Source organism: Reyranella sp., from assembly GCF_965228225.1.
Classification (GTDB): domain Bacteria; phylum Pseudomonadota; class Alphaproteobacteria; order Reyranellales; family Reyranellaceae; genus Reyranella.
This window is the reverse complement of the sequence record NZ_OZ245801.1, coordinates 468571-492957: the sequence shown is the minus strand read 5'-3', so window position 1 is coordinate 492957 and position 24387 is coordinate 468571. Positions and strand designations below refer to the sequence as shown.

Annotated in this window: 24 protein-coding genes; 10 read left to right on the top strand and 14 right to left on the bottom strand. The window is 67.2% G+C overall.

Annotated features, from left to right (window positions below):
- Positions 1 to 318: 318 nt before the first annotated feature.
- Positions 319 to 780 carry a CHRD domain-containing protein gene (locus ACO07K_RS02350; protein WP_422034320.1) on the bottom strand — a complete coding sequence of 154 codons (462 nt, stop codon included), beginning with the start codon at positions 778 to 780 and terminating at the stop codon, positions 319 to 321.
- Between the two features lie 46 nt (positions 781 to 826).
- Entirely contained in the window at positions 827 to 2572 is a 1746-nt protein-coding gene (locus ACO07K_RS02345) for an FAD-dependent oxidoreductase (RefSeq protein WP_422034319.1), read from the bottom strand.
- 86 nt (positions 2573 to 2658) lie between these two features.
- On the opposite strand from ACO07K_RS02345, the gene ACO07K_RS02340 reads away from it, so the two are divergent.
- Genes ACO07K_RS02340 through ACO07K_RS02330 form a run of 3 tightly spaced genes read left to right on the top strand, consistent with a single transcriptional unit; the run spans position 2659 to position 5864 of the window.
- Positions 2659 to 3798, top strand: a complete 1140-nt coding sequence (locus ACO07K_RS02340; RefSeq protein WP_422034318.1) for an amidohydrolase family protein — start codon at positions 2659 to 2661, stop codon at positions 3796 to 3798.
- Position 3799: 1 nt separating this feature from the next.
- Positions 3800 to 4648: a DMT family transporter gene (locus ACO07K_RS02335; protein ID WP_422034317.1), complete on the top strand. Its 849-nt coding sequence runs from the start codon at positions 3800 to 3802 to the stop codon at positions 4646 to 4648.
- A gap of 13 nt (positions 4649 to 4661) precedes the next feature.
- The gene (locus tag ACO07K_RS02330) at positions 4662 to 5864 is read left to right on the top strand and encodes a pyridoxal phosphate-dependent aminotransferase (protein WP_422034316.1); all 1203 of its coding nucleotides are present in this window, start codon (positions 4662 to 4664) and stop codon (positions 5862 to 5864) included.
- A 141-nt stretch (positions 5865 to 6005) separates the two neighbouring features.
- Here ACO07K_RS02330 and ACO07K_RS02325 read toward each other — a convergent pair whose 3' ends face one another.
- Positions 6006 to 6458, bottom strand: coding sequence for a hypothetical protein (locus tag ACO07K_RS02325; RefSeq protein WP_422034315.1), 453 nt, complete (start codon positions 6456 to 6458; stop codon positions 6006 to 6008).
- Positions 6459 to 6692: 234 nt separating this feature from the next.
- A complete protein-coding gene (gene puuE / locus ACO07K_RS02320) occupies positions 6693 to 7607 on the bottom strand; it encodes an allantoinase PuuE (RefSeq protein WP_422034314.1) in 915 nt (304 codons plus the stop codon).
- A 76-nt stretch (positions 7608 to 7683) separates the two neighbouring features.
- Between puuE and ACO07K_RS02315 the strand changes: the two genes are divergently transcribed.
- The 3 genes from ACO07K_RS02315 (at position 7684) to ACO07K_RS02305 (ending at position 10953) form a co-directional block, all read left to right on the top strand.
- Positions 7684 to 8925, top strand: coding sequence for a Zn-dependent hydrolase (locus tag ACO07K_RS02315; RefSeq protein ID WP_422034313.1), 1242 nt, complete (start codon positions 7684 to 7686; stop codon positions 8923 to 8925).
- Between the two features lie 64 nt (positions 8926 to 8989).
- Positions 8990 to 10144: a M20 family metallopeptidase gene (locus tag ACO07K_RS02310; protein WP_422034312.1), complete on the top strand. Its 1155-nt coding sequence runs from the start codon at positions 8990 to 8992 to the stop codon at positions 10142 to 10144.
- Positions 10145 to 10206: 62 nt separating this feature from the next.
- The gene (locus ACO07K_RS02305; RefSeq protein ID WP_422034311.1) at positions 10207 to 10953 is read left to right on the top strand and encodes an alpha/beta fold hydrolase; all 747 of its coding nucleotides are present in this window, start codon (positions 10207 to 10209) and stop codon (positions 10951 to 10953) included.
- A gap of 199 nt (positions 10954 to 11152) precedes the next feature.
- Here the strand turns inward: ACO07K_RS02305 and ACO07K_RS02300 are convergent, their stop codons facing one another.
- From ACO07K_RS02300 to ACO07K_RS02290, 3 genes are all read right to left on the bottom strand, one after another.
- Positions 11153 to 11410, bottom strand: a complete 258-nt coding sequence (locus tag ACO07K_RS02300; protein WP_422034310.1) for a DUF2798 domain-containing protein — start codon at positions 11408 to 11410, stop codon at positions 11153 to 11155.
- Positions 11411 to 11721: 311 nt separating this feature from the next.
- A complete protein-coding gene (locus tag ACO07K_RS02295) occupies positions 11722 to 12933 on the bottom strand; it encodes an acyltransferase family protein (RefSeq protein ID WP_422034309.1) in 1212 nt (403 codons plus the stop codon).
- A 125-nt stretch (positions 12934 to 13058) separates the two neighbouring features.
- Positions 13059 to 14732 carry an AMP-binding protein gene (locus ACO07K_RS02290; protein ID WP_422034308.1) on the bottom strand — a complete coding sequence of 558 codons (1674 nt, stop codon included), beginning with the start codon at positions 14730 to 14732 and terminating at the stop codon, positions 13059 to 13061.
- Positions 14733 to 14768: 36 nt separating this feature from the next.
- Here ACO07K_RS02290 and ACO07K_RS02285 point away from each other — a divergent pair, with 36 nt between their 5' ends.
- Positions 14769 to 15677, top strand: coding sequence for a PhzF family phenazine biosynthesis protein (locus ACO07K_RS02285; protein ID WP_422034307.1), 909 nt, complete (start codon positions 14769 to 14771; stop codon positions 15675 to 15677).
- Positions 15678 to 15787: 110 nt separating this feature from the next.
- Here ACO07K_RS02285 and ACO07K_RS02280 read toward each other — a convergent pair whose 3' ends face one another.
- Positions 15788 to 16261: an Lrp/AsnC family transcriptional regulator gene (locus ACO07K_RS02280; RefSeq protein WP_296319471.1), complete on the bottom strand. Its 474-nt coding sequence runs from the start codon at positions 16259 to 16261 to the stop codon at positions 15788 to 15790.
- Between the two features lie 100 nt (positions 16262 to 16361).
- On the opposite strand from ACO07K_RS02280, the gene ACO07K_RS02275 reads away from it, so the two are divergent.
- Genes ACO07K_RS02275 through ACO07K_RS02265 form a run of 3 tightly spaced genes read left to right on the top strand, consistent with a single transcriptional unit; the run spans position 16362 to position 21010 of the window.
- Positions 16362 to 18701 carry a transketolase gene (locus tag ACO07K_RS02275; RefSeq protein ID WP_422034306.1) on the top strand — a complete coding sequence of 780 codons (2340 nt, stop codon included), beginning with the start codon at positions 16362 to 16364 and terminating at the stop codon, positions 18699 to 18701.
- A 9-nt stretch (positions 18702 to 18710) separates the two neighbouring features.
- Complete coding sequence (gene mtnA / locus ACO07K_RS02270) at positions 18711 to 19829, top strand: S-methyl-5-thioribose-1-phosphate isomerase (RefSeq protein ID WP_422034305.1); 1119 nt, start codon at positions 18711 to 18713, stop codon at positions 19827 to 19829.
- Positions 19826 to 21010, top strand: coding sequence for an MFS transporter (locus ACO07K_RS02265; RefSeq protein ID WP_422034304.1), 1185 nt, complete (start codon positions 19826 to 19828; stop codon positions 21008 to 21010). The genes mtnA and ACO07K_RS02265 overlap by 4 nt, the downstream gene beginning before the upstream one ends.
- 3 nt (positions 21011 to 21013) lie before the next feature.
- Here ACO07K_RS02265 and ACO07K_RS02260 read toward each other — a convergent pair whose 3' ends face one another.
- The 6 genes from ACO07K_RS02260 to ACO07K_RS02235 form a co-directional block, all read right to left on the bottom strand.
- Positions 21014 to 21418, bottom strand: a complete 405-nt coding sequence (locus tag ACO07K_RS02260) for a Fur family transcriptional regulator (protein WP_422034303.1) — start codon at positions 21416 to 21418, stop codon at positions 21014 to 21016.
- 4 nt (positions 21419 to 21422) lie between these two features.
- Entirely contained in the window at positions 21423 to 22169 is a 747-nt protein-coding gene (locus ACO07K_RS02255) for an energy transducer TonB family protein (RefSeq protein ID WP_422034302.1), read from the bottom strand.
- Between the two features lie 148 nt (positions 22170 to 22317).
- Complete coding sequence (gene exbD / locus ACO07K_RS02250; protein WP_422015010.1) at positions 22318 to 22731, bottom strand: TonB system transport protein ExbD; 414 nt, start codon at positions 22729 to 22731, stop codon at positions 22318 to 22320.
- 4 nt (positions 22732 to 22735) lie between these two features.
- The gene (gene exbB, locus ACO07K_RS02245) at positions 22736 to 23635 is read right to left on the bottom strand and encodes a tonB-system energizer ExbB (RefSeq protein ID WP_422034301.1); all 900 of its coding nucleotides are present in this window, start codon (positions 23633 to 23635) and stop codon (positions 22736 to 22738) included.
- Entirely contained in the window at positions 23635 to 23955 is a 321-nt protein-coding gene (locus ACO07K_RS02240; RefSeq protein WP_422034300.1) for a DUF3325 domain-containing protein, read from the bottom strand. Before ACO07K_RS02240 ends, exbB begins: the two co-directional genes overlap by 1 nt.
- Position 23956: 1 nt before the next feature.
- Positions 23957 to 24247 (bottom strand): hypothetical protein, encoded by a 291-nt coding sequence (locus ACO07K_RS02235; RefSeq protein ID WP_422034299.1) that lies wholly within the window; start codon positions 24245 to 24247, stop codon positions 23957 to 23959.
- Between the last annotated feature and the right edge of the window lie 140 nt (positions 24248 to 24387).

The window sequence follows — 24387 nt, the reverse complement described above, 5'->3', positions numbered from 1 at the left end:
AAGCTCACGACTGAAACGGAGGGCTGCCAGCTGCGGTCAATCGCCGACGAAGTGCCTTTTGAGCAACCGCGCGTTCATGTGATGGAGGCCTATGAGCGCAGCCATGCAAAGTACGCCGATCTTTACAGAAGGCTGGCTCAATAAGGTCGCCCATTGCCCCGGAATGCATAGTTCCACCAACGGCTCCGTCGTCTCGACCGGAGCCGAGCGCAGCGAGGCGAAGTGGAGAGACCTTCTCTCCACCAACTGCCGCCATTTAATGGAGAGAAGGTCTCTCCACTTCGCGCCTGCGGCGCTCCGGTCGAGACGACGGGACTGTTACTTCAGCGGCAGGATCTGCCCGCGGATTTCGCCGTCGGGATATTTCTCGGTCAGTACGCTTACGTACCAAAGGCCGGCGAGCACTTCGCGCGCCTGCTGCTCGGTGAGTGTCACGCCATCGTTCACCGTCGAACGGTCGGCGTAGAACGGGATGTCGATCCACACGACCTGCACCGCATTCTGGTCGGGCGCGGCGGGGCCGTAGAGGCCGACCTGGCGCACGGGACCGCTCAGGCGCACCAGGTTGATCCTGTATTCCAGCACCTTGGTCGACGGCCGGTACGTGGCGGCGAAATAGCCCTCGCCCTTGCTGTCGGTGGCCGGCACCACGCGCGCACCGCTCAGGTCCGCGCGCAGGTCGGTCTTCGGCAGGTTGGGCTCGCCCATGTTGAACGAGCAGCCCGCGGCGGCCAGCAGGAGGCCGAGCGAGAGGACGAGGCGGCGGGTCGAGCGATGCATACTGTTCAGTCTACGTCGCGAGTCCGCCCCGCGTCCCCGCTTCCCGTCACGCTTTGTGGTGCACCGGCGCCTGGCCATAGACCGGCGTCGGCAGGCCCTCCAGCCGCGCCTTGAGCTGCAGCGACAGGAAGATCGAGTAGAGCCGCGACTGCATCAGGTTGCCGCCATGGAACCACAGATTCTCCTGGGCCGTCGGCTTCCACATGTTGCGCAGTTCGCCTTCCCAGGGGCCGGGATCCTTGGCGGTGTCGGAGCCCAGGCCCCAGCACTTGCCGACCTTGTCGGCGACCTCGGGCGAGATCAGCTCGGCCGCCCACTGGTTCATCGAGCCGTAGCCGGTGGCGTAGACGACGAGGTCGGCCTTCAGCTCGGTGCCGTCGTTCAGCACGACCGTATCCTCGGTCATGCGTTCGACCTCGACGCCGGACTTGAGCTTGATGCGGCCGTCGGCGATCAGCTCCGACGCGCCGACATCGATGTAGTAGCCGGAGCCGCGCCGCAGATACATCGGGCCGATGCCGGTATTGTCCTCGCCGAAGGTCAGCTTGAACCCTGCCTTCTCCAGTCGCGCATAAAAGTCCGCGTCGTCGCGCCGGATCTGCTCGACCACGGGCTGCATCACCTTGGGCAGCGCGCCGTAGGGCATCGACGCCGTGGTGAGATCGGCGATCTCGGTGGTGATGCCGGAGGCCACCGCCTCCTCCGAATAGAGTGGCCGGTTGCGCGCCAGCGTATCGGCGCGCACCACGAGGGTCGGCGAGCGCTGCAGCAGGGTGACGTCGGCGCCGTGCTCCCACAGGTCGGCCGCGATGTCGTGCGCGGAATTGTTCGAGCCTACGACGACGCAGGTCTTGCCGGCCCAGCCCTCGCCGCCGCGATGGTGGCTGGAATGATGCTGCGTGCCCTTGAAGCGTTCGGCGCCGGGAAAGGTCGGAATCTCCGGAAAGCCCGACATTCCGGTCGCGATGACGAGCTGCTTCGGCGTCAGCGTCACGTCCTGGCCGTCGCGGTCGACGACGACGGTCCACTCGCCCGTCTTCTCGTCGAACGACGAGCTCTTGCACGTGGTCGAGGACCAGTAATCGAGTTCCATGATCTTCGTGTAGGACTCGAGCCAGTCGCCCATCTTGTCCTTGGGCGTGTAGATCGGCCAGTGATCGGGGAACGGCAGGTACGGCAGATGGTCGTACCAGACCGGGTCGTGCAGGCAGAGCGACTTGTAGCGATTGCGCCAGGCATCGCCCGGCCGCGGATTGCTGTCGACGATCAGGGTCGAGACGCCGAGCCGCTTCAGGCGCGCGCCGAGCGCGATGCCGCCCTGCCCGCCGCCGATGACCAGCACGTCGGGCTGGCGGTCGTAGCCCAGCTCCTTCGCGTCGGCCTTGCGGCGGTCGGTCCACGTCACGCGATCCTTGAAGGCCCCGTGCTGCGTGCCATTCTCGCGCGACGGCCCCTTCTTCTCCTCGAAGCCCTTCAGCTCCATCAGCGCGGTGAAGAAGGTCCAGGCCTTGCCGTCCTTCAGTCGGACATGCCCCGTGCCGCGACCCTGCGCGGTCTCGAAGGTGAACCAGCCGGGCCGGCCCGAGAGCGTGAACGAGTCGGGCTTCACGTCGGAAAGCCGGGCCCGGAGCATGTCACCAATCGCAGAGCGGCTCTCGAGCGTCACGATGTTCCAGGTGAAGGCGACGAGGTCGCGCCAGTAGCATTCCTCGTCGAACATCGCCGTCGCAGCATCGATGTCGGATCGCTTCAACGCGGACGCAAATTCGGTAAGCCACTCGGTCTCGGTCATTGTCATCCCATTGCGACGGACATGCAGGCGGCGCACTCTAGAAGAAGGACGACTCCAGAGGAATGGGCGCCCGGGAGGAACCAACGATGAAATACGACGTGATTTCCGCGGATGGGCATATCGACCTGATCTGGCTGCCGCCGGATCTCTTCACCAGCAACGCACCCGCATCGATGAAAGCGCGCATGCCGCATGTCGTCGACGGTCCCAAGGGACCGGAATGGACGAGTGCCAACGGCGCGAAATTCGGACTGGTCAACGGCATGGGCTCGGCAGGACGCGAATATGTGCCGGGGATCATCCACCGCTCCGACCGCATGGCCTCGACCGGCCTCTACAGCGACGGCAAGAAGGGCATCCGACGCCTGACCGAAGTCGACCATCGGCTGAAGGACCAGGATCGCGACGGCGTGCAGGCCGAGGTGCTGTACGGCGTGCTGGGATCGAGCGGCCGGCTGAACGATCCGGAAGCCGCGATCGTGATGCTGCGCATCTACAACGACTGGCTTCACGAGTTCTGCACGCAGGCGCCCGATCGTCTGGTCGGCCTGGCCAACATCCCCAACTACGACATGGAAGAGTCGGTGGCCGAAGCGATGCGCTGCGCCAAGCGCGGCGTGAAGGGGCTCGACATCGCCAATCGCCCCGACATGACGCCGCTCTGGGATCCGTTCTGGGAGCCGCTGTGGAAGTTCGGCCACGAGACCGGCATACCGCTGCACTTCCACACGATCGGCGGCCGCTCGCCCGACGTCACGAAGTTCACGCCCGAAGTGCAGCGCCGCATCTTCGCCACCCACATCACCGGCTTCCAGATGCACATGAGCACCATGCTGATGTCGCTCATCTACTCGGGTGCGCCGGCGCGCTATCCCAACCTCAAGATCGTGATCGGCGAGGCCGGGCTCGGCTGGATCCCCTATGTGCTGCAGCACATGGACCTCGAATGGGAGGACCAGTTCCAGGACCTCGACCTCAAGATGAAGCCCTCGGAATACTGGCACCGGCAGTTCTACGCCACCTACCAGACCGATCCGGTGGGCATCGAGCTGCTGCGCCATCTCGGCGAGGACAATGTCATGTGGGGCTCGGACTACCCGCATCCCGACGGCATCTGGCCGGACAGCCAGGAGTTCCTTTCCAGGGAGCTGACGCAAGTCTCGGCGGAGACCAAGCGAAAGATCGTGCGCGACAATGCGATGAAGCTCTACGGGCTTGCGAACTGAGATGGCCCGGGAGGGCGGAGCGGCGCGCACCGCCCTCCTGATCGTCTTCGCGATGCTGGCCTTCGCCGGCAACTCGCTGCTGTGTCGTGTGGCGCTGCGCGACACGTCGATCGACGCGGCGAGCTTCACCTCGATCCGCCTCGCCTCCGGCGCGCTCGTCCTCTGGGTCCTGCTGCGCTCCCGCGGCAAGCAGCCGTTGGCGGCGGGCAGCTGGCCGATGGCCGCCATGCTCTTTGCCTACGCGGTCTGCTTCTCCTTCGCCTATCGCGATCTCACCGCCGCGACCGGCGCGCTGCTTTTGTTCGGCGCGGTGCAGCTCACCATGACCGGCTACGGGCTGTTCGCCGGAGAGCGGCTGAAAGGCCTCCGCCTGGTCGGTGTGCTGATCGCCATCGCAGGCCTCGTCTGGCTGCTGTTGCCCGGCCTCTCGGCGCCGCCTCCGTTGGCGGCAGGGCTAATGCTGGCGGCCGGCCTCGCCTGGGGCGTCTACTCGCTGCTCGGCCGCGGCGCGGGCGACGCCACCGCGGCGACCGGCGGCAATTTCATCCGCGCCATGCCCTTCGCCGCGATCCTCAGCCTGGCTGCCGCGACAGGGGCAAGCCCCGACCAGACCGGCCTGATCTACGCGGTCCTCTCCGGCGCCGTGACGTCCGGGCTGGGCTATGTCCTGTGGTACGCGGCGTTGCCGGCGCTGTCCGCCACCTCGGCCGCGACGATACAGCTATGCGTGCCGGCCATTGCCGCGCTGGGGGGCGCGGTGCTACTCGCCGAGCCGATCACCGCCCGGCTGCTGCTCGCCTCGGCGGCCATCCTGGGCGGCATCGCGCTCACCATTCGCAAGAAGAGCTGAAGCAAGGGGACACATGTTCGAGGTTGCCGATCGTCTGAAGAACGTGAAGGTGTCGGCCTCGGCCGCGATGACCCGCAAGGTGCGCGACCTGCGCGCCCAGGGCGTGAAGATCGTGGGCCTGTCCTCGGGCGAACCCGACTTCCCCACCCCGGCCCATGCCATCGAGGCCGCGCATGCGGCGGCGCTGGCGGGTGACACCAAGTACCCGCCGCAGGACGGCGTGAGGTCGCTCAAGGAAGCGATCCAGCGGAAGTTCAAGCGCGACAACCATCTCGACTATGCGCTGGACGAGATCATGGTCTCCAACGGCAGCAAGCAGATCATGTACGACGCGCTGATGGCCAGCGTGAACCCGGGCGACGAGGTCATCATCCCCGCCCCCGGCTGGATCTCCTACGCCGACCAGGCGGTGATCGCCGGCGCCAGGCCGGTGTCGGTCTCCTGCCCCGAGAACAACCAGTTCAAGCTGCGCGCCGCGGATCTCGACGCCGCCATCACGGCGAAGACCAAATGGGTGGTGCTGAACTTCCCCAACAACCCGACGGGCGCGGTCTGCTCGCCGGCCGAGATGCGCCAGATCTGCGACGTGCTCCTGAAACACAGCCACGTGCTGGTGATGGCCGACGATGTCTACGAGCACCTGGTGTACGGCGATGCGACGTTCAGCACCGTGGCCCAGGTCGAGCCGGCGCTGAAGGAGCGCACGCTCACCGTCAACGGCGCCTCCAAGGCCTATGCCATGACCGGCTGGCGGGTCGGCTTCGCGGGCGGTCCGCGCGCCATGATCGCGGCCATGACCAACATGCAGGGCCAGATCGGCTCGGGCATCTCGACCATCGGCCAGGCCGCCGCCACCGCCGCCCTGAACGGCCCGCAGGATCTGCTGAAGGAACGCGCCGCCGACTACCAGAAGCGGCGCGACGAGGTCGTGGCCATGCTGCGTGCCGCCAAGGGCGTCACCTGTCACATGCCCGAGGGCGCCTTCTACGTGTTCCCCAACATCGCGGGCTGTATCGGCAAGACGACGAAGGGCGGGACGCGGATCGCCAACGACACCGACTTCGTCACCGCGCTGCTGGAAGAGAAGCACGTCGCCACGGTCCAGGGCGCCGCCTACGGCATGAGCCCCTACTTCCGGATTTCCTATGCCACCGACATGGCGAGCCTGCGGGAAGGCTGCACGCGCATCCAGGAATTCTGCAGCGAACTGCGTTGAAGATTCCGTCGTCTCGACCGAAGCCGAGCGCAGCGAGGCGTAGCGGAGAGACCTTCTATCGACGATTAGCCGGCTTTTGGTGGAGAGAAGGTCTCTCCGCTACGCCCCTTCGGGGCTTAGGTCGAGACGACGGCCCTGGAATTAGAGGGCGTTGATTTCCTGGACCTTGGCGGCGAGGCCGAGCTTGCGGTTGCAAAGGGGCCAGTGCCAGGTCTCGCCCTGCTCGAACATCACCCAGGAGGTGAGGGCGGCGGCCTTTTCGTAATCCTGCGCCGCCTCGATCGCTTCGCGGGTCGTCAGCACCGTCCCGTCGCGGCGCTGCTGCAGGGTGATGTAGGTGCGCGGCGTGTACTGGAAGCGGCCGTGGTAGGAACCGCGTCCGCCGCTAATGCGGTTCGAATGCGGGCCCCAGCTTCCACTCTCACAGACCGCGAGCGACTGCACGACCTCGTCCTTGCGCGACTGGACGTACAGCTCGTGCTCCGTCGGGCCTTGCGGCACGGCGGCCGTTTGCGGCGGCTTCTGGGCGCATCCCGGCCCGACGCAGAGCGCGGCGAGCAGGAGCGGCAGCAGGGTTGGCTGAAGAGCGTTCACGATCCGACATTGTTCACACGAGTTTATCCCCAGGGTAAACCCCGGCCGGCAGCAGGCCCGGAAGGCCCGGCCACCGCACGCCAGGTGCCGACCAGCCGGGTCCCATGTCGATAAGATGGCGGCGGGCCGGGCTTAAACGGCTTCGGCGGCAACGACGGGAGCGCTCAGAGCCCCTCGCGGCCCGGTCGGACCGCGAGTCCTTTCGTGTTTCAATTGTAACGGCGCCGGCGGGACTCAGGCTTTGTCGGCCGGATGAGTCCCGATCCAGTGCCGCGCGATCTCCTCGCGCGTGGCGACCCAGACCTTGGGCTTCGACGCCACATAATCGAGAAAGCGCGCCAGCGTGGCGGCCCGGCTCGGCCGTCCGGCGAGGCGGCAGTGCAGGCCGATCGACATCATCTTCGGCGCGCGCGCGCCCTCGGCGTACAGCATGTCGAAACTGTCCTTCATCGCCTGCAGCCAGCCGTCGCCCGAGGTGTAGCCCGGCGCCACCCCGAACTTCATGTCGTTCACTTCGAGCGTGTAGGGAATGATCAGGTGCGGCTCGCTGCCGACCTTCACCCAGTAGGGCAGGTCGTCCGAGTAGGAGTCGCTCGAATAGAGGAAGCCGCCATGCTTGATGACCGCTTCGAGCGTGTGCAGGCCGAAGCGACCCGTGTACCAGCCGACCGGCGCGCGGCCGGCCGTCTGCTCGATCACCTTCACCGCCTTCTTCATGTGGTCGAGCTCCTGCTCGAGCGTGAAGTCCTTGTAGTTGATCCAGCGCCAGCCGTGGCTCGCGACCTCGTGGCCCGCTTCGGCCATCGCCTTGCCGGCGGCGGGATTGAGCTCCAGCGCGCGGCCCACCGCCCAGGAGGTGAAGCGCATGTTGCGTTCCTGGAAGAGCCGCAGGATGCGCCAGAATCCGGCGCGGCTGCCATACTCGTACATCGATTCGGTCGAGAGATCGCGGCCGCCCTCGATCGGCGTGCCGCCCGGCGTCTCGGTCAGGAAGACCTCGGAGGCGGCATCGCCGTTCAGGATCGTATTCTCCCCGCCCTCCTCGTAGTTCAGCACGAAGCTCACCGCGATACGGGCGTCGCCCGGCCACTGCGCGTCCGGCGGATTGGGGCCGTAGCCGATCAAGTTGCGGTCGAGATGGTTGTGCATGAGGCCCCCGGATACGCCAGATTGAAGCCCGACTATGACGCGGCTATAGCTCGCGCGACAAGCTTGAGGAGGCGAAATGGGCGCAGCCGACGCGATCCGGGAAGACCGTCTGTGGCAACGGCACGCCGACATGGCGAAGCTGGGCGGCACGCCGAAGGGTGGCGTAAACCGGCAGGCGCTGTCGGCCGAGGATGCGGCGGCCCGCAACCTGCTGGGCTCGTGGGCCAAAGCCCGCGGCTTCGCGGTCTCGACCGATGCGATCGGCAACCTCTTCGTACGCCGCGGGGGCACCGACCCACAGGCACTGCCGGTGATGAGCGGCTCGCACATGGACAGCCAGCCGACCGGCGGCCGCTTCGACGGCATGTACGGCGTGCTGGCGGCCTTCGAGGCGCTGGAAGCGCTGGAGGATGCCGGCGTGACGACGCGCCGTCCCGTGCTGGCCGTCGCCTGGACCAACGAGGAAGGCTCGCGCTTCCAGCCCGGCGCCATGGGCTCGGCGGTGTTCGCCGGCCACTACGACCTCGACGAGATGCTGCAGGCAAAGGACTGGAAGGGCGTCGTGCTGAGGGACGCGCTCGCCGAGACCTTGAAGACGGCTCCCGCCCCGATGCGCGACGGCAAGCCTGGCTTCCCGCTCGACGGCTACGTCGAGGCCCATATCGAGCAGGGCCCGCGGCTTGAGAACGAGAACAAGACCATCGGCGTCGTGACCGCCATCCAGGGCAGCCGCCGTTACATCGTCACCACGCATGGCGAGGAAGCGCATGCCGGCACCACGCCGCGCGCCGCCCGCAAGGATGCCTTCGCCGCGGCGCTGCGCATGGCCCAGGCGATGTACGAGGCGACGACCGACGAGCACGACATGCTGCGGTTCACCATCGGCCGCGTCGAGGTGGCGCCGGGTTCGCCCAACACGGTGCCGGGCCAGACGGTCTTCACCATCGACATGCGACACCCCGACGATGCGGTGCTGGAGGCGCACGAGCAGAAGCTGAAGGAGATCGTGGCGGCGAAGGCGGCGCCCTGCTCCGCCGGCATCGAACGCGTGACCGTCGTGCCGCCGACCAACTTCGATCCGATGGTGGTCGACCTGGTGCGCGCCAAGACCAACGAGCTGCAACTCTCCAACATGGACATGCCGTCGGGCGCCGGTCACGACGCCATGCACATCGCCCATCTCTGCCCCGCCGGCATGATCTTCGTTCCCTGCGAGCGCGGCATCAGCCACAACGAAATCGAGAACGCCACCCCGCAGGACCTCGCCGCCGGCGCCCGCGTCCTGGTCGAGGTGCTGGTCGACCTGGCCAACCGCTGAACCCATCCATCGCCGACGCACGATTTGTCGCCACACGCACGTTGTTGAAGAAAGATACCGCGCCATGTCCAAGAAGATGCAGTCCGAACTCGTCTCGATCCTGTCCGACCTGATCGCCCTGCCGAGCCCCTACCCGCCCGGCACCTCGGTCGAGATCTGCGCCTATACGGCGAAGCGCCTGAAGAAGGCGGGCTACAAGGTCGAGATCGCGACCCACAAGAAGGGCGTCGACAATGTCGTGGCGCGGATGAAGGGCAAGCAGAAAGGCCCCGTGATCGCCTTCAACGCCCATGTCGACACGGTGGGCGTCGGCGAGCGCGCCAACTGGAAGAGCGATCCCTACAAGGCGCTGGTCAAGGGCGGCCTCGTCTACGGGCTCGGCGCCGGCAACTGCAAGGGCAGCATGGCCGTGCAGATCTGGATCGCCGAGGAGATTGCGCGCCGCGGCGGCCCGGCCTCGGGCGAGCTGATCTTCACCTTCGTGGCCGACGAGGAAAACCTCGGGCCCGAGGGCATGGAGTATCTCCGCGACAGCGGCAAGGTCCGGCCCGATGCGCTGATCCTGGGCGCGCAGACCGAGAACAACCTGATCGTGGCCGAGCGCGGCGTGATGTGGGCGCGCCTCACCACCAAGGGCCGCGCCGCCCATGCCGGCAATCCGGCGGCCGGCGACAATGCCATCCTGCGCATGTTGCGCCTCGTGGGCGCGCTCAGCTCCTACTACGACAAGGCGCTGGCGGATCGCGTCTCGGGTGCGATGAAGTCGACGGTGAACATCGGCATGTTCCATGGCGGCCACAACACCAACGTCGTGCCCTCGGCCTGCACCGTCGAGATCGACCGCCGCCTGCTGCCCGACGAGAAGGTGAAGGACGCCTTCAAGGAGCTGAAGAAGGTGGTCGACGGCGTCGGCGAGCCGAAGTCCATGTATGGCGTCGAGTTCCTGACCGGCACCAACGGCTTCTTCGCGCCCGAGAACGGCGCGGCGGTCGGCGCCTTCGAGGCCGCCGTGAAGGCGCACAGCCGCCGCAAGGTGAAGTTCCTCAACGCCACCGGCGTGAGCGACGGCCGCTACTACGCCGATGACGGCATCGAGATCATCAACTTCGGTCCCGGCTCCGGCGCGCAGGGCCATGCCGCCAACGAGAGCGTGCCGATCGCCGAGATGGTCGACGCCGCCCACATCCAGCTCGACGTGGTGAAGCGGCTGCTGGGCTGAGCGCGGCCTGTGCTTTGCACCCTGCCGCCGCGCATGGCACGCTGGCGGCAGGGAGAAAAACCATGCCGCTCTATGAAAAAGGCGACGTCCGCATTCACTATGAAGAGGCGGGCTCGGGCCTGCCGCTGCTGATCATTCCGGGCGGCGGCCTGAACTCGACGATCGCCGGTCTCGACAGGACGCATCCGTTCAGCGCGCTGAAGGAGTTCAGCGACCGTTTCCGCTGCGTCGTCGCCGACCTTCGCAATGCCAATGGCGGCCAATCGACCGGTCCGCTCGACATCGAGCGCACCTGGGACTCCTTCACCGACGACCATGTCGGCCTGATGGACCATCTCGGGGCCGACCGCTTCATGGTGCTGGGTTACTGTATCGGCCAGCCGCTGATCTGGAACCTGATCAAGCGGGTCGGCGACCGCGTCATCGCCGCCGTGCTGACCCAGCCCTCGGGATTCCGGCCCGAGCTGCCGAACCAGTTCTACGACAACAACATGAAGGGCTGGGGCCCCGACTTCGTGGCCAAGCGGCCCGACGTCACGATGAATCAGGTGAGCCAGTTCCTCACCAACATGTACACGAAGAAATCCGACTTCGTGTTCACCGTGCCGCGCGACTTCGTGAAGGCCTGCAGGACGCCGATCCTGGTCGCGCCCGACGACAGCCCGCCGCATCCCTACAAGGTCGCGATGGAAGTGGCGATGCTGGCGCCGAACGCGCAGGTCACGCTCTACCCGTGGAAGGATACGCCCGAGCGGGTCCCCCTCGCGGTGCGCCACATCAGGATGTTCCTGGAGGCGCACCGACCCTGAGGGCAGGGATATCGCATGTGATACTGAGGCGCCGTTGCAGCTCACCTTTCAAGAAAGCGAAAGGTCCCTCACGGCGTTCGGGATGACAATTTTGTTGAGATTTTCGCAGGGCGCCCATCAAACAAACGGTGTCATCCCGAACGCCGTGAGGGACCTTTACCTCATATGCGATTGCCCGGCCCCCTGAGGGAGTCGTTCGTCAGCCGGGCCGTGTCTCGACGATCAGGCCGACGATCCGCCGGACGACCGGCATGACGGCAAGAAGGACGGGAAACGCGACCAGCCAGGACAGGCCCCAGGCGCTCATCCAGGTCGCGACGAAGCCCGGCGACAGGCCCGCGCTGCGGGCCGTCGAAATCCCCGACACGACGAAGGTCATGATGAGCGACAGGACGAGGGGCAGAACGATCGCAGCGTAACGCGCCGGCAGACGGCGCAATCCGAGATATGAAAACAAGATGGAATGTCTCACGCAGGGTCGCGGCCAGGACAGCGAAGGCCGCGACGATTGACTGCGTTGCCTCACGTGAGACGCTTACGATCTTCCTTCGAAGACGAGCCTTTGCTACCGCAGTTGCGAATCCTTCGCAATACAAAAGTTGCGGAATTGCCCGTAAAACCGCTAGCGGGCCGACCAATAATCGAAATAACCGAAATAAACGAAACAATCGAAGCCGGAGTCGCACCCGTAAATCAGGTACCAGGATACCGCGTACGGATCGATATTGCTCGCCGGCTCCTCCTGGAAGGCCCTATTTCAACAGCCTGCTAGACAGCGCGCGCCACGCCCGGCAGCCGGCGAAGCAGGCTCGAGGCGGCCCAGCTCAACGCGAAGCCCAGCACCATGGCGAGTGCTCCCTTGGCCAGCGGCGAAAGCGGCGTCGACAGAAGGAAAAACTGCAGCCACAGCACGATCGGCCAATGAACGAGATAGATGCCGTAAGCATTGGCGATCAGGCTGTTTCCGATGGGGCCCGGCGTGCGGGAGAACCGGACGGCGCACGTCAGCAGGGCAAACGCCGTGATCGTCGAGAACAGCACCTGCATCACGCCATCGACCCACGCGGGCACCTGCCGTCCGTCGAGCGCGAAGAACGCAGCCGTCGCGATCACGGCCAACAGAGGCCACCTCACCCACTGCCGTTCGAACGCCCGCGCCAGCCGCTCCGGGCCGATGACCGCGCCCGCCTCAAACGACAGGAAGTAGAGACCGATGCGGCTCGACTGGATGCCGAACGGACCGGCCGTCAGCCAATGCGACGTGCCGAAGGCGAGATGGAACGGCAGGTAGGCCGCGCCACTGGCCACGATGAAGAACATCGGCCAGGCGCCTGCCGGCATGCGGTCGAGGAATTGGCCGGTGCGGCGCGCAAAGTCCCAGACTCGATCCTGCGCGAGCACCATCGCCAGCGCAGCGTCGAACACCAGCAGGGCGCCGACGAACCAGAGCGGCCCGCTCGGCCACGGTCCGACCGTCACCATGTGTTTCCAGAAGGTCACGAAGCCATCGCCGCCACCGCTCAACAGGTGGGCGGCGTAGTAGGAGAGCGGCACGATCGTCACGATGCCCACGAGCAGCGGCACGCCCAGTCGCAATGCGCGGTCCATGAGATACTGGCGCAGTCCCTTGCGCGCGAGCGACGGACGCACGAACAGGCCCGACAGCAGGAACATCAACGGCATGAAGAAGCCGTTGGTCCAGGTGACGATGACGTTGAAGCCCGACCATTGCGCCGTGTCCACGACCGGCGCACTGCCGTTGGTGTAGGAGCCGCCGGAAACAGCCTGACCGCCGGCCATGTAGCCCAGCGCGACATGCTGCAGGACCACGAGCGCGATCACGAACACACGCAGAGTGTCGAACGCCCGGAAACGCGTCGCCGAATTCGCGATGCGTACAAGGGGAGCCTGGCGAAGGGAACGGTATCTGTCGTGCGAGCGGACGAACGGATCGGTGGATGCGACAGCGACGGACTTCACGAGCAACACGCCCCGGTTGATGTCGGACCCGCCGACAACGACGGGCCACCGGACGCGTTCCGCCTCCCCTCAAAGGGTCACAAGAATGCCCGCAATCGATTCAGAGTCGGTGAACTCGGAACGTCTCAAGCCGTCTTCTGCGCCGTGAGCCCGAGCTTCTCGATCGTCTGTTCGCGCATCACGAACTTCTGGATCTTGCCGGTGATGGTCATCGGGAATTCCGGCACGAACTCGATGTAGCGCGGGATCTTGTAGTGGGCGATCTGGCCCTGGCAGAAGGCTCGGATCTCCTCGTCGGTCGCGGTCTGGCCGGCATGGAGCTTGATCCAGGCGCAGACCGCCTCGCCGTAGCGCGGATCGGGCACGCCGATCACCTGCACGTCCTGCACCTTCGGGTGACGATAGAGGAACTCCTCGATCTCGCGCGGATAGACGTTCTCGCCGCCGCGGATGATCATGTCCTTGAGGCGGCCGACGATGTTGACGTAGCCCTCTTCGTCCATCGTCGCGAGGTCGCCGGTGCGCATCCAGCCGGCCTCGTCGACGGCTTCCCTGGTCTTGGCCTCGTCGTTCCAGTAGCCCTTCATCACCGAGTAGCCGCGCGTGCAGAACTCGCCGGTCTCGCCGCGCGGCACCGCCCTGCCCTCGGTGTCGACGATCTTGATCTCGATGTGCGGCAGCACCTGGCCCACCGTCGAGACGCGCCGCTCGACCGGATCGTCGGTGGCGCATTGCGTCGACACCGGCGAGGTCTCGGTCATGCCGTAGGCGATGGTGACTTCGCCCATGTGCATGTGGCTCTGCACCTTCTTCATCACCTCGATGGGGCACGGAGAGCCCGCCATGATGCCGGTGCGCAGGCTCTTGAGGTCGAACTTGGCGAAGTCGGGATGGTCGAGCTGGGCGATGAACATGGTGGGCACGCCGTAGAGCGCCGTGCAGCGCTCCTCGGCCACGGCCTGCAGGGTCGCCAGCGGATCGAAGGCCTCGGACGGATAGATCATGGTCGAGCCGTGCGTCAGGCACCCGAGATTGCCCATCACCATGCCGAAGCAGTGATAGAGCGGCACGGGAATGCAGAGCCGGTCCTGCGGCGTGAGCTTCAGCCCCTCGCCCACGAAGTAGCCGTTGTTCAGGATATTGTGGTGGCTGAGCGTGGCGCCCTTGGGGAAGCCCGTGGTCCCCGAGGTGAACTGGATGTTGATCGCGTCGTCGAACTGCAGCTTGGGTGCCAGCTCGGCGATGCGCGCCTTCTCGGCGTTGCCGCCGGCGGTCGCGACATCGTCGAAGTTCAGCATCCCCGGTGTCTTCTCAGCGCCGAGGCGGATCACGTGCTTCAGGTGCGGCAGCTTCCTGGCCTTCACGAGATCGTCGACGATCTCGAGATAGTTCGAGGTCTTGAGCGCGGGCGCCAGGATCAGCGCCTTGCACTCGACCTTGTTCATCGCGTAGTCGAGCTCGGCGCGCCGGTAGGCCGGATTGACGTTGACCAGCACGAGGCCCGCCTTGGCGGTCGCGAACTGCGCCAGGGTCCATTCCGACGTGTTGGGCGACCAGATGCCGACCCGGTCGCCGCGCTCCAGACCCAGGGTCAGGAGACCGGCGGCGAGATCGTCGACCCGGCGGCCGAGTTCGCCCCAGCTCCAGCGCACGTTCTGGTGGCGGACCACCAGCGCCTCGCGGTCGCGATGGGTCTCGACGGTGCGGTCGAAGAAGACGCCGATCGTCTCGCCGATCAGCTTCTTGTCCGAGACGCCGTGATCGTAGGAGATTTTGGGAGCGGCCTGAGCTTTGGTCATGCGTCGAGATTAGCGCGCCATGCCAGATTTGGAATCATGAAACTCCATTTCGTCACCGTCGACGTCTTCACCGACCGCCAGTTCGGGGGCAACCCTCTGGCCGTCATCACCGATGCACAGGGCCTGTCGGGCGAACGGATGCAGGCCATCGCGGCCGAGTTCAACCTGGCCGAGACGACCTTCGTGCTGCCGCCGAAGGACCCGGCCCATACGGCCGAGGTCCGCATCTTCACGCCCAAGGCCGAGATGCCCTTCGCCGGCCATCCCAATGTCGGCACCGCCTTCGTCCTGGCCCGTGCCGGCACCAGCTACGGCCGGACCGTGAGCGGCGACCGTCTGGTCTTCGAGGAGAAGGCAGGCCTCGTGGCCATGGACATCGTGCGCGAGGGCGGCGTGGTCGTCGCCACCCGCCTCGCCGCGCCCGTGCCGCTCAGCTTCGGCGAGGAGATCGATCCCGCTCTGGCGGCGGAAGCCTGCTCGCTGAAGCCCGACGACCTGAAGCTCGACGTCCACCCGCCGCGCGTCGCCTCCTGCGGCGCCCCGCTGCTCTTCGTCGAATTGAAGTCACGCGAGGCGCTCCGGCGGGCGGCCCCGCGCGCCGAGATCTTCGCCCGCGAGCTGCCGCGCGACCGCCTCGTCGGCATCCATCTCTACGTGCAGGCGAAGGACGGCGACATCGACGTCCAGACCCGCATGTTCGCCCCCGAGCACGGCATCCCCGAGGATCCCGCGACCGGCGCCGCCAACGTGGCCCTGATCGGCGTGCTGGCGCATCACCGGCGCGAGGCCGACATCACCTTGGCGAAGACGATCGGCCAGGGCTTCGACATGGGCCGCCCCAGCGTGCTGCAGGCCTGTGCGGAGAAGAAGGACGGCAAGGTCGTCGCGACCTATATCGGCGGCCGCTGCAAGCCGATGATGAGTGGCGTGATCGAGCTGGAGTAATCCTGTCGTCCTGAGCGCAGCGAAGGACCTAGCCGAAGGAACATCGCACTCCTCTGCTGGCGTGAGATCCTTCGCTGCGCTCAGGATGACAAGAATGGATAGATCGTCGCCTATCGCCCCGATACCGCCAACGGCAACGCCGCGCCCTGCTTCACCGGACGCAACGCGAACGAGCTCCTGATCTGGGCGATGCCCTGGATCTTGGTGAAGTCCATGACGAAGCGCTCATAGGCTTCGAGGTCGGGGACGACGACGCGCAGCAGGTAGTCGCTGTCGCCGGTCATCAGGTAGCACTCCATCACCTCGGGCCGCTCCGCCGCGGCGCGCTCGAAATCCTTGAGCGCTTTCTCCGTCTGCGTCGTGAGCGACACGCTGACGAAGACGTTGACCGAGAGGCCGACCGACTTGGCATCGACCTGGGCGGCATAGCCCTTGATGACGCCCGCTTCCTCCAGCGCCTTGACCCGCCGCCAGCACGGCGAGGACGACAGCCCGACCTGCTCGGCCAGGTCGGCGTTGCTGAGCCGGCCGTCGTGCTGCAGCCGTTCGAGAATGCGCCGGTCGATCGCGTCCAGGGAGATCATTGCTGAAATCGCCACAATCCAGGTAAATCCTGCCCTATACAGCCCGTCCGGCGACCTGAACGCAAGGACCTTCCAGCGGAGCAGGCGTATGTCGATAGCCATGACCACCCTCGCCCCCATCCAGCGTCTGCGCCTCCTCCGTGAACTGGAACGCAAGGTTCTGTGGCTCAGCGCCTGGACGATCCATCACGCCAACCACATCCGTCCCAACCGCGACGGGCTCAAGGTCGGCGGGCACCAGGCCTCCTGCGCCTCGCTGGCGACGGTCCTGTCGGCGCTCTATTTCTCGGTGCTGCGGCCGGAGGATCGCGTCGCGGTGAAGCCGCACGCCTCGCCGGTGTTCCACGCCATCCAGTATCTGTTCGGCCACCAGACCCGCGAGAAGCTCGAACGCTTCCGCGCGCTGGGCGGCGCGCAATCCTACCCGTCGCGTACCAAGGACGTGGACGACGTCGATTTCTCGACCGGCTCGGTCGGGCTCGGCGTGGCCATGACGCTATTCTCGTCGATCGTGCAGGACTATGTGCGCCTGAAGAATCTCGGCGACGGCAAGCGTCCCACCGGCCGCATGGTGGCGCTGGTCGGTGACGCCGAGCTCGACGAGGGAAACATCTTCGAGGCGCTGCTCGAAGGCTGGAAGCACGACGTCCGGAACCTGTGGTGGGTGATCGACTACAACCGCCAGAGCCTCGACGGCGTGGTGAACGACCGGCTGTTCGGCCGGGTCGCCGAGATGTTCGAACTGGTCGGCTGGCGGGTCGTCACGCTGAAATACGGCAAGCTGCTGGAGACCGCCTTCACGCAGCCCGACGGCGCGCATCTGCGCGACTGGATCGACGCCTGCCCCAACTCGCTCTATTCGGCGCTGGTGTTCAAGGGCGGCGCCGGCTGGCGCGAGGCACTGACCCGCGACCTCAACCAGTATCCCGGCGTGCGGCGTATCCTCGAGCAGCACGACGACGCGGCGCTGCACAGGCTGATGACCAACCTCGCCGGCAACGACATGCAGGCGGTGGTCGACGCCTTCGAGGGCGTGAACGACGACACGCCGACCTGCTTCATCGCCTATACGATCAAGGGCCAGGGCCTGCCCTTCGCCGGCCACAAGGACAATCATTCCGGCCTGATGACGCTCGACCAGATGGCCGGCTTCAAGAAGGGCATGGGCATCGAGGACGGCCAGGAGTGGGAGAAGTTCGCGGGCCTCACCGCGTCGCCGACCGATCTGCAGGCCTTCCTCGACGCAGCGCCCTTCAACGCCGAAGGCCGCCGCCGCACGGAGGCGCCGACCGTGGCCATCCCGGCGCAGCTCACCAAGCCCAATGACAAGAAGTCGAGCACGCAGGAAGGGTTCGGCAAGATCCTGAACGCGATCGCGTCGGAAGACGGCGAACTGGCCCGCCACATCGTCACGACCTCGCCGGACGTGACGGTGTCGACCAATCTCGGCGCCTGGGTGAACCGGCGCGGCCTGTTCGGCCACACCGAAGCCGAGGACGTGTTCCGCGAGCTCAAGGTCGTGTCGGCCCAGCTCTGGCGCCAGACGCCCAAGGGCCAGCATGTCGAGCTGGGCATCGCCGAGAACAACCTGTTCATCCAGCTCGCCGCGCTCGGCCTCAGCCACCAGCTGTTCGGCGCGCGCCTGCTGCCGATCGGCACGCTCTACGACCCGTTCATCGCGCGCGGTCTCGATGCGCTGAACTATGCCTGCTACCAGGATTCGCGCTTCATGCTGGTGGCCACGCCGTCGGGCGTGACGCTCGCACCGGAAGGCGGCGCGCATCAGAGCATCCATACGCCGCTGATCGGCATCGGCCAGCCCGGCCTCGTCTCCTACGAGCCGGCTTACGTGGACGAGCTGGCGGTGCTGATGCGTCACGGCTTCGACTACATGCAGCAGGACGAGGGCGGCTCGGTCTATCTGCGCCTCTCGACGCGCAGCCTGGTCCAGCCCGAGCGCACGCTGACGCCGCAGCAGCAGGCCGACATCGTGTCGGGCGGCTATTGGTACGCCCCGCCCGAAGACGGCGCGGACGTGGCCATCGTCGCCATGGGCGCGGTGACGCCGGAAGCCATCGCGGCCCATGAGAGCGTGGCGCGGGACTTCGCGGGCGCCGGCCTGCTGGTACTGACCTCACCGGACCGGCTCCATACCGACTGGCTCGCCGCGCAGCGGAACCGCGGCCGCACGGCGGGCCTCGTCGACCGTTCGCCCAGCCCTGTCGAACGGCTGCTCGGCCCCTTGTCGCGCGATGCGCGCATCGTGACGGTCATGGACGGCCATCCGCTGGCGCTGTCGTGGCTGGGGTCGGTGCGCGGCCAGCGGGTCGTACCGCTGGGCATCGAGAAGTTCGGCCAGTCCGGCGACATTCCCGATCTCTATCGAACCTACGGGCTCGATGCGGCGGCGATAATCGACGCGGTGGCGCGCGCCGTCTAAAGTGGCGGCGTGAAAGTAGACGGCACCCCTTACCGCACCATCTGGCTCAGCCCCGACGGCACCACCGTCCAGGCCATCGACCAGACCCTGCTGCCCCATCGCTTCGTCGTGCGCGACCTGCGCACGATGGAGGACGCGGAAGTGGCGATCCGCACCATGATCGTGCGCGGTGCGCCGCTGATCGGCGCCGCCGCGGCCTATGGCATGGCGCTCGCCATGGCCGCCGACCCTTCCGATGCCATGCTGGCGCGCGCCTATAAGGTCCTGATGGAGTCGCGGCCGACCGCGGTGAACCTGCGCTGGGCGCTCGACGACCAGCGGGCGCTGCTGGCGCCGTTGCCGCCTGCGAAGCGCCGCGAGGCGGCCTACCGCCGCGCTGCCGAGATCTGCGACGAGGATGCCGAGATCGGCCGCCGCATCGGCGAGAACGGGCTGGGCCTCATTCGCAAACTCAAACCGCGCGACAAGAGCGGACGCATCAACGCTCTCACCCATTGCAACGCCGGCTGGCTGGCCACCGTCGACTGGGGCACGGCGATGGCGCCCATCTACCAGGCGCACAATGCCGGCCTTCCCATCCATGTCTGGGTCGACGAGACACGGCCCAGGAATCAAGGCGCCAGCCTGACCGCGTGGGAACTGGGCAAGCACGGCGTGCCGCACACGGTCATCGCCGACAATGCCGGCGGCCACCTCATGCAGCACGGTGAGGTCGACTTCGTCATCACCGGCACCGACCGTACGACGCGCGGCGGCGACGTCTGCAACAAGATCGGCACCTATCTCAAGGCGCTGGCCGCCCACGACAACGGCATTCCCTTCTATGTCGGCCTGCCCCACACGACCATCGACTGGACGCTGCTCGATGGCGTGCGCAACATCCCGATCGAGGAACGCAGCGCCCGCGAGCTGTCGCACATCACGGGACGCCTGGTGAAGGACGGCACCGAAACCGGCGAACTCGCCACCGTGCAGATCCTCCCCGAAGGCAGCAGCGCCGCCAATCCCGCCTTCGACGTCACGCCGGCCCGGCTGGTGACGGCGCTGATCACCGAACGCGGCGTGTGCGACGCCAGCGAAGCGGGACTTCTCTCCCTCTACCCCGAGCAGCAGAACCGGGCGGCGTGAACGTCACGCCGGCGGCCAAGGCCACGATCGGACTCGGCCTCACCCAGATCGTGGGCTGGGGCACCACCTTCCTGATGCCCTCGGTGCTGGGCCGCCACATCGAGCGCGACCTCGGGCTGGCGAGCGAGATCGTCTATGGCGGCATCACCGTGATGTTCGGCGTGGGCGCCCTGTTCGCGCCGCGGGTCGGCCGCCTGCTCGACCGGACCGGCGCGCGCTCCATCATGGCCGCGGGCTCGATCGTCTACGCGCTGTCGCTCGCCGCACTCTCCTTCTCGCAAGGGCTCGTGAGCTATCTCCTGTGCTGGGCCGCGATGGGTATTGCCTCCACCCTGGCGCTGAACACACCGGCCAGCATCGCGTTGGCGCAGGTCGCGGGTGCCCGCGCACGCCAGGCCATCGCCGTGCTGGCCATCGTGGGCGGTTTTGCCTCCACCGTCTTCTGGCCGGTCTCGGAGGCGCTCGAGCTCTTCGTCAGCTGGCGCGGCGTGCTGCTGATCTATGCCGCGATGCATCTCCTGGTCTGTGCGCCGGTCCATCTTCTCGCGCTGCCGGGCCGGGTGGCGGTCGGCCCGCAGGCGGCCACGGGCGCGAAGATTCCGGCACCGCCCTCGGAGCGGAGCCGGCAGATCTTCCTGTTGCTGTCGATTTCCTTCTCCTGCGGTGCCTTCATCTTCACCGGCTTCATCGTCCACGCGATCGGCGTGCTGCGCGGGCTCGGTCACGATCCCGCCTCGGCCCTGCTGCTCGCCTCGCTGATCGGGCCGGCGCAGGTGGCGGTGCGCGTGATCGAACTGATGTTCGGCCACCGCTACGCGATCAGCAGCTCCGCCCTGTTCGCTGCCGCCGTCCTGCCGCTCGGTCTCGGCCTCGCGTGGCTGGCCGGCGGCAATTTCGCGATCGCCCTGCTCTGTCTGGTGGCCTACGGCATCGCCAACGGCCTGAAGGCGGTGCTGCGCGCGACCCTGCCGCTCGCCTTGTTCGGTCGCGCCCAGTTCGGCACCTATCTCGGCCGCCTCGCCCTGCCGCAGGGTATCGTCTCCGCGGCCGCTCCGCCGGTGCTGGCCGCCGTGATGACCAGCTACGGCGCGCAGGGGGTACTCGCCGTCACCTTCGTCGTCGCCATGGTGGCTCTGGTCGCCACCGTCATGCTGGTGCGCGTGAGTGGAACGGTGCGATGACCGTCAGGCCGGCTTTCTTTCGCCGAACAGCTTCAACCTGAACTCGACGAGCCGGAAGCCCATGCGACGGGCTTCCTCCTCGATCAGGCGAACGAGGCCATCCTCTTCGACCTCGACGATCTCGCCGGTGGCGACGTCGATCAGGTGCGGATGCGGCGCGCCGCCGGTCCGTTCGTATCGCGCCTTGCCGTCGCGGAAGACGTGGCGCGTAACCAGCCCGGCCGAGGCGAGGCTGTTCAGCGCGCGATAGACGGTGGCGACGCCGATGCGTCGCCCGACCGAGGCGCGGCGATGGATCTCGAAGGTGCAGGGATGATCGGTCGCAGCCTCGAGGACTTCCAGCACGATGCGCCGCTGCTCGGTGAGCCGCAGTCCGCGCTCGCGGCAGAGCTCGTCCAGCCGGTCCATCCCCTCATCTCCTGAGGAAGAACTGCACGGGCACGACGATCTCCAGGCTCTCGCCGGGCTGATCGTGAGGCAGCGGCGGCAGCGGCTGCGCGCGTTGCAGCAGTTCGAGGCCCTCCTGGTCGAGCGCGGCGTGCCCCGACGGCCGCTCGATGCGGGCGGCGAGGATGCGGCCGTCGCGGCTCATCGTGAAGCGCACATAGGTCACGCCCTCGTGGCGCGACCGCTGCGCCTCCGACGGGTAGCGCTTGTGCCGCTCCAGGTGCCGCAGCAGCAGCCCCTTCCAGGTCGGCAGCGTGTTCGACGGCGGCTCGACCGAGGTGCCCGGCATCGGCGCCGCCGCGACCCTCGACTGCTCCGGCGCCGCCTGCGGGGCCGAGACCTTGGGCTGCGGCGGCTTCTTCTCCACCTTCTTCTTCTCGACCGGCTTGGGCGGCGGTGGCGGCTTGAGGTCGAGCGGCGGCGGCGGCTCGGGATCGGGCAAGGTCACCTCCGCCTGCACCGGCGGCGGCATCTCCACCGGCGGCGGCGGCTCGGGCTCGGGGATCACCTCGCTCAGTTCCGGCCCCGGCGGCGCCTCGTTGGGCAGCGCTTCCGGCGCCGCCGGCAACGGCGCCAGTTCCAGCATGATCGCCGCCGGCGGCGGCGAATACGGCACCTCGCCATGCACCCAGCCCAGCGCAATCCGGATCGCGCCCGCGTGCAGCGCCAGCACGAAGGCGAACGAACCGATCCAGCGAGCCGCCTCCCTCATCTCGGCAGCCCCCCAATCCGCACCACCTCATCCTGAGGAGCGTCCCACCGGGACGCGTCTCGAAGGATGGGCAACAGACGACACGTGGGCCGCCCATGCTTCGAGACGCCGCGCTGCGCACGGCTCCTCAGCATGAGGTGTACCTCCCTCATTGCTCCAGCCCGACCAGCGCCACCTTCAGGTAGCCCGCCGTCCGCAGCACGTTCATCGCCTGCATCAGCTCGCCATAGGGCACCGCCTTGTCGGCCCGCAGGAAGATGCGCTCGTCCTTCTTGGCGCCCGTCGCCTCGTCCAGCGCCTTGGCCAGCGCCTCGCGGCTCACCGGCGTGTCCTTCAGCGTGAACGACAGGTCGTCCTTCAGGGTGAGATAGAGCGGCGTATCGGGTTTCGGTTGCCGCTCCGCCGTCGACACCGGCAAGTCGACCGGCACGTCCACGGTGGCCAGCGGCGCGGCCACCATGAAGATGATCAGCAGCACCAGCATCACGTCGATGAACGGCGTGACGTTGATCTCGTGGTTCTCCGCCAGCTCGTCGTCGCCGTGGTCCAGCTTCACCGACATCGGGCTACCTCCGTCCCAAGTCGCGCGAGACCAGCCGCAGCACCGCCGCCGACGTGTCGCCCACCAGCGCCCGATAGGCCGTCACGCGGCGCGAGAAGTGGTTGTAGATCACCACCGCCGGAATGGCCGCCGCCAGCCCCAGCGCCGTCGCCAGCAGCGCCTCGGCGATGCCCGGTGCCACCACCGCGAGGTTGGTCGTCTGCGAACGCGAGATGCCGATGAAGGAGTTCATGATCCCCCACACCGTGCCGAACAGGCCCACGAACGGCGCCGTCGAGCCGATCGTGGCCAGCACACCCGTGCCCTTCAGCATGCGCCGGCCGGTCGCCGCCTCCAGCCGCTCCAGCCGCGAGGCCACGCGCTCCTTCAGCCCGTCGCGATCGTCGACCGTGTCGACGCTCAGCCGCTGCTCGGCTTGCGCCGCCGCCACCAGGTCGCTGGCCGGCGCCTTGTCGAGCGAGGCCGCCGAATCCAGCCCGGTCAGCAGGCGCCGCTGACGCCGCACCGCCATCGCCAGTTCCAGGCTCTTGGCCACGAACACCGTCCACGTCAGCACCGAGGCGAGCACCAGCCCGATCATCACCCCCTGCACCACCCAGTCCGCCGCCATGAACATGCCCCAGACCGACAGGTCCTTCGGCAGAACCGCCTGGGCCGGCGCCGCAGCGGGTGGCATCCCCGCGGGAGGGGTGATCGCCGGCGCAGCCGGATCGGCCGTTGCAGGTGCAGGTGTGGCTGCGGGCAGCGCAGGTGTGGCTGCGGGCGGCGCAGCCGGATCAGCCGGCGTGCCGGCAACGGGGCTGGCCGGTGGCGCCGTCGGGGACGTTGCCGGCGTCGTCGGCGCTTGCGCCCACGCAAGCGACGGGAACAGCAGAAGGACGAGCAGAAGACGACGCAGCAGCATTACGCGATACCTTGAAGAGTGCGAACGACAGGACGCAGCCAATTGGCGCGCCAGGTGAGAGTGCAGGTCACGGCGACCGCGCCGACGCTGAGCATGGTCGCCCAGACAAGCGAGCCGAAGCTCGGGCCGTCGCGCCAGAGAGCGAGCGCCAGGGACGCCAGCAGGAGGGCATAGCCCGCGATCCGCAGCGGCAGGACGAGCCGCCGCGGGCAGTCGCGCCCGCCGCCGGCGCGCTCCCAGTGACGATCCTGGCTGAGCGCCAGCAGCGTGAAGCCGAAGTAGCAGGTGAGCGCCAGGGCGATCAGAAGGACGGGCACCATGTCAGCCGCCCGCGGTCAGGCGCAGGAGGCCCCAGGCACCGCCCCAGGACGCGATCCCGGCAGCGGCCATGACGAGACAAAGCCGCGCCAGCCGCCGGTCGGCAAAGGCCCAGATCAGCAGCGCCAAATAGACGAGAAAGGCCAGCATAGACGCCAGAACCACGGCCTCGCTGCGCACCATCAGCCCGGCCGCCGGAAGGGCGACCGCCGCCAGCGCGGCAAGCCCTGCGGCCACGGCATAGCCGCCCCCGACCGCCGCGACGAGGCGGACAATGATGGAAAGACCGGTCATGGACGGAATCACGCTGCAACTACCTCTCATTCATAAGACGAATGAGAGGGTCGGTTTTCTCCCCGGCCGCACCGCCAGGCGCAGTTTATTTTCGCCCTATCCCGCTCACCGCGTGCAAATTATCGCGGCGCGGGCATATT